This is a genomic window from Roseomonas sp. 18066 (genome assembly GCF_902706185.1).
Lineage (GTDB): Bacteria > Pseudomonadota > Alphaproteobacteria > Acetobacterales > Acetobacteraceae > Pseudoroseomonas.
The window spans coordinates 1-4,592 of the sequence record NZ_CACSJM010000259.1 but is presented as its reverse complement, the minus strand read 5'-3'; the positions used below and the strand labels follow the sequence as shown (position 1 = coordinate 4,592).

The following is a 4,592-nucleotide window of genomic DNA, read 5'->3' as shown; positions in this document are numbered from 1 at the left end:
CCGCCTGCCCCGACGCCCCCGCCGCGCCCGAGGGGGTGGAAGAGCTGCCCGGCCAGGGGTTGCGCGCCGGCGCCGTCCGCCTGGGCAGCGCCCCCTTCATCGGCCTGGCGCAGGAGGATGAAGGCCAGACCCTGTGGCTGGACCGCCCGGGCCTGTCGCCGGTGCCCTTCCGCTTCGCCGACCGGCTGCGCCCGGATGCCGCGGCGGCGGTCGCGGCGCTGGCCGGGCTCGGCCTGCCGTCGGAGCTGCTGTCGGGCGACGCCGCCCCCGCGGTCGAGGCCGTCGCCGAGGCCACCGGCATCGGCCCCTGGCAGGCCCGCGCCACCCCCGCCGCCAAGGCCGAGCGGATCGCGGCACTGGTGGTCGCCGGCCACCGCCCGCTGATGCTGGGCGACGGCATCAACGACGCGGCGGCGCTGGCCCTGGCGCATGTCTCGGCGACCCCGGAGGGCGCCACCGACCTGGCGCAGACGGTGGCCGACCTGGTGCTGCGCGGCGAGGGGCTGTCGGCGCTGCCCTATGCCATCCGCGTCGCCCGCCGCGCCCAGCGCCTGGCCCGGCAAAACATCGGGTTCAGCTTGATCTACAACATGGTCGCCATCCCCTGCGCGGTGCTGGGTTACGCGACGCCGCTGATCGCGGCGCTGGTCATGGCCAGCTCCTCGATCATCGTCATCCTCAATGCGCTGCGCGCCGGAAGGGCCCCCGCATGAACGCCCTGCTGCTGCTGGTGCCGCTGGCCCTGTTCCTGGGGCTGCTGGCGCTGGGCCTGTTCCTCTGGACGCTGCGCGCCCGGCAATACGACGACCTGGACGGCGCCGCCGCCCGCATCCTGTTCGACGACACCCCTCCGCGAGGCCAAGCATGACCGCGAACCGCATCTTCTTCCTGGTTTTCAACGCGCTGCTGGCGCTGGTCGGCCTGTTGCTGGCCGGGGCCTCGGTCGACGGCCCGCTGACCTTCTTCGCGCTGTCGCTGTTCCTGTTCGGGACGCTGTTCGCGCTGTGGCTGGTGAAGAAGACCTATGATGAAAGGGATCATCAGGCATGACCGCGGCCCCCCGGAGCCCCTAACAAAACAGAAAAAAGAAGGGGGTCCGGGGGAATTCATTCCCCCGGCCTTCTGCCTTGCCGCTTTCTTCCGTTGACGGGGCGGCGTGCCGCGCTCATGGTCCGGCGCCCTTTTTCCAAGCTGGGATTTCCCTGACCGATGCCTGCGATCACGCTGCCCGACCAGTCCGTCCGCGTCTTTGACGAGGCGGTGACGGGCACTACCGTGGCGGCTTCCATTGGTCCGGGGCTGGCCAAGGCGGCCCTGGCCATGCAGGTCGACGGGCAGCTGCGCGACCTGTCGCATGTGATCGAGGCTGATGCGGCGGTGCGCTTCATCACCCGCAAGGACGCCGAGGCGCTGGAGATGATCCGGCACGATGCGGCGCATGTGCTGGCCGAGGCGGTGCAGGAGCTGTTCCCCGGCACGCAGGTGACCATCGGCCCGTCGATCGAGAACGGCTTCTACTACGACTTCGCGCGGAACGAGCCGTTCAAGCCGGAGGACTTCCCGGCGATCGAGAAGAAGATGAAGGAGATCATCGGCCGCAACGCCGCCTTCATCCGCGAGGAGTGGCCGCGCGAGCAGGCTATTTCTTTCTTCGAGGCCAAGGGCGAGCGCTATAAGGCCGAGCTGATCCGCGACCTGCCGGTCGAGGTGCCGATCAGCATCTACCGCCAGGGCGAGTGGCTGGACCTGTGCCGCGGGCCGCATATGCGGACCACGGGCGATATCGGCGGCGCCTTCAAGCTGATGAAGGTGGCCGGCGCCTATTGGCGCGGCGACCACCGCAACGCGATGCTCAGCCGCATCTATGCCACCGCCTGGCGCGACCAGAAGGAGCTGGATGCCTATCTGCTGCAGCTCGAGGAGGCGGAGAAGCGCGACCACCGCAAGATCGGCAAGGAGATGTCGCTCTTCCACCTGCAGGAGGAGGCGGCGGGCTCGATCTTCTGGCACCCCAAGGGGTGGCGCCTCTACACCAAGGTGCAGGACTATATGCGCCGCCGGCTGGACGCGACCCAGTACCAGGAGGTGAAGACCCCGCAGCTGGTCGACCGCCGGCTGTGGGAGGCCTCGGGCCACTGGGAGAAGTACCGGGAGAACATGTTCCTCGCGACCGTCGACGACGAGTCGGAGAAGGACCGGATCCTGGCGCTGAAGCCGATGAACTGCCCCTGCCATGTGCAGATCTTCAACCATGGCCTGCGCTCCTACCGCGAGCTGCCGATGCGGATGGCGGAGTTCGGCGCCTGCCACCGCTACGAGCCCTCGGGCGCGCTGCACGGCATCATGCGGGTGCGCGCCTTCACCCAGGACGACGCGCATATCTTCTGCACCGAGGCGCAGATCGCCTCGGAGACGGTCGAGTTCGTGGCGCTGCTGTCGCGCATCTACAAGGATTTCGGCTTCGAGAGCTTCCGGGTGAAATTCTCCGACCGGCCGGAGAAGCGCTCGGGCGACGATGCCACCTGGGACCGGGCCGAGGGCGCGCTGAAGGAAGCCTGCCTGACCGCCGGCGTCGAATACGAGCTGAACCCGGGGGAGGGCGCCTTCTACGGCCCGAAGCTGGAATTCGTCCTGCGCGACGCGATCGGCCGCGACTGGCAGTGCGGCACCCTGCAGGTCGACTTCGTGCTGCCGGAGCGGCTGGACGCCGTCTATGTCGGCGAGGACGGCAACCGGCACCGCCCGGTCATGCTGCACCGCGCCATCCTGGGGTCGTTCGAGCGGTTCCTCGGCATCCTGATCGAGCAGCATGCCGGGCGCTTCCCGCTGTGGCTGGCCCCTGTCCAGGTGGCGGTGGCGACCATCGTCGACGACGCGGCGCCCTTCGCCCGCGAGGTGGCGGCAGCCCTGCAGAAGGCCGGGCTGTCGGTCGAGCTCGACCTGCGCAACGAGAAGATCAACCGCAAGGTGGTCGACCATATCGACCAGCGCGTGCCGGTGCTGGCGGTGATCGGCAAGCGCGAGGCGGAAGAGGGCAAGGTGGTGCTGCGCCGCCTGCCTGGGCGCGAGCAGGTGGTGGTGACGCTGGAAGAAGCGGTCGCCACCCTTGCGGCGGAGGCCACGCCACCCGATCTAACGCCGAAGGCGTAGCATTCGCTGCGCAAAGGTTGCAGCGGCCCTGCCGCTGCACCATAAGACCCGTTGAACTTCGTTCCAACAGCGACAGGAGCCGACTCTGGCCCGAGGCCCTATTCCGAATCAGTTGCCGCCCCGCGACGGCCCGCGCGTCAACGAGGATATCCGCGTTCCGCAGGTGCGTCTGATTGACGAGGCCGGCGAGATGATGGGCGTGATGAGCGCGCGCGAAGCGCTGCTGCGCGCCTATGAGCTGGGCATGGATCTGCTTGAGATCAGCCCGAACGCCGTGCCGCCGGTCTGCAAGATCACCGACTACGGCAAGTACAAGTACGAGCAGCAGAAGAAGGCCAACGAGGCCCGCAAGAAGCAGAAGATCGTCGAGATCAAGGAAATCAAGGTTCGTCCGAACATTGACGACCATGATTACGACGTGAAGATGCGCGCGGCCAAGGGCTTCATCGAGGAAGGCGACAAGGTGAAGGTCACCCTGCGCTTCCGCGGCCGTGAGATGGCGCACCAGGATCTGGGCGTGAAGGTTCTGGAGCGTATCCGCACCGAGCTGGCCGAGATGGCCAAGGTCGAGCAGATGCCGCGCCTGGAAAACCGCCAGATGATCATGGTGCTGGCGCCCAAATAAGCGCCAGTCCCTCGTGCGGGCCGGGGCGATGCCCCCGGCCGGCGCGCGTGCCGCAGCAGTGCGGCGCCTGCTGAGCCGCCCCCTCGCCGGGCGGCTTTTTTCGTTTTTCGCCAGGGCGCCGGGTGGCCCCGGGCATTTCCCGGTAAGGCCCGGGCGTTCATCCTGCCGGGCCGCGCCGCATTTCCGCCACCCTTCGGCCGCCGGCCGGCCGGGTTCGGATCGCAGCCTGCCGTGCTGGCCCAAGGGCGCCGGGCCGCGTCGCCCGCCGCCCGCCTGCCGAGGAGGATCGCCGATGCCGCGACAAACCCTGCGATACAGCCTGGGCCTGGCCCTGGTCGGCCTGCCCCTGCTGGCCGGCGCGGCCGCGGCGGCGCCGGCGGTGGTGATCGACCGCATCCGCCTGCATGCCGGCCCGGCCTCGGAATACCCCACCGTCGCCGTGCTGGAGCGCGGCATGCAGGTGGAGGTGCTGGGCTGCCTCTATGGCTATAGCTGGTGCGATATCCTGGTCGGGCCGCAGCGCGGCTGGCTGCGCGGCGGCTTCCTGGCGATGAGCAGCTATCCGGCCCAGGCGCCGCTGCCGCTGCCGGATCTGGGGCCGTCGATCGGGCTGCCGATCGTCGGTTTCACCATCGGCCATTACTGGGATTCCCATTACCGCGGCCAGCCCTGGTACGGCGAGCGCGACCGCTGGGCCTATGCCCCGCCGCCGCCACCACCCGGGCCGAGGCCCGGCTGGGGCGGGCCGCCGCCGCCGCGCCCTGGCTGGGGTGGACCGGGTGGTCCGGGGCCTGTCTCTGATAGACATCTCCGAGCC

At 69.4% G+C, this 4,592-nt stretch carries 6 protein-coding genes; all 6 read left to right on the top strand.

Annotated features, from left to right (window positions below; all coding sequences use genetic code 11):
- Positions 1 to 713, top strand: a 713-nt coding sequence (locus tag GVN67_RS28200; RefSeq protein WP_160000627.1) for an HAD-IC family P-type ATPase, incomplete at its 5' end; no start/stop codon positions are given.
- Positions 710 to 868, top strand: coding sequence for a cbb3-type cytochrome oxidase assembly protein CcoS (gene ccoS, locus GVN67_RS28195; RefSeq protein WP_160000626.1), 159 nt, complete (start codon positions 710 to 712; stop codon positions 866 to 868). The genes GVN67_RS28200 and ccoS, both read left to right, overlap by 4 nt.
- Entirely contained in the window at positions 865 to 1,050 is a 186-nt protein-coding gene (locus tag GVN67_RS28190) for a hypothetical protein (RefSeq protein WP_160000625.1), read from the top strand. Before ccoS ends, GVN67_RS28190 begins: the two co-directional genes overlap by 4 nt.
- A gap of 159 nt (positions 1,051 to 1,209) precedes the next feature.
- The gene (thrS, locus tag GVN67_RS28185; protein WP_160000624.1) at positions 1,210 to 3,150 is read left to right on the top strand and encodes a threonine--tRNA ligase; all 1,941 of its coding nucleotides are present in this window, start codon (positions 1,210 to 1,212) and stop codon (positions 3,148 to 3,150) included.
- A gap of 112 nt (positions 3,151 to 3,262) precedes the next feature.
- Positions 3,263 to 3,775 carry a translation initiation factor IF-3 gene (infC, locus tag GVN67_RS28180; RefSeq protein WP_160000623.1) on the top strand — a complete coding sequence of 171 codons (513 nt, stop codon included), beginning with the start codon at positions 3,263 to 3,265 and terminating at the stop codon, positions 3,773 to 3,775.
- Positions 3,776 to 4,067: 292 nt separating this feature from the next.
- The coding region (locus GVN67_RS28175; protein WP_368667269.1) for an SH3 domain-containing protein at positions 4,068 to 4,592 on the top strand (525 nt) is incomplete at its 3' end.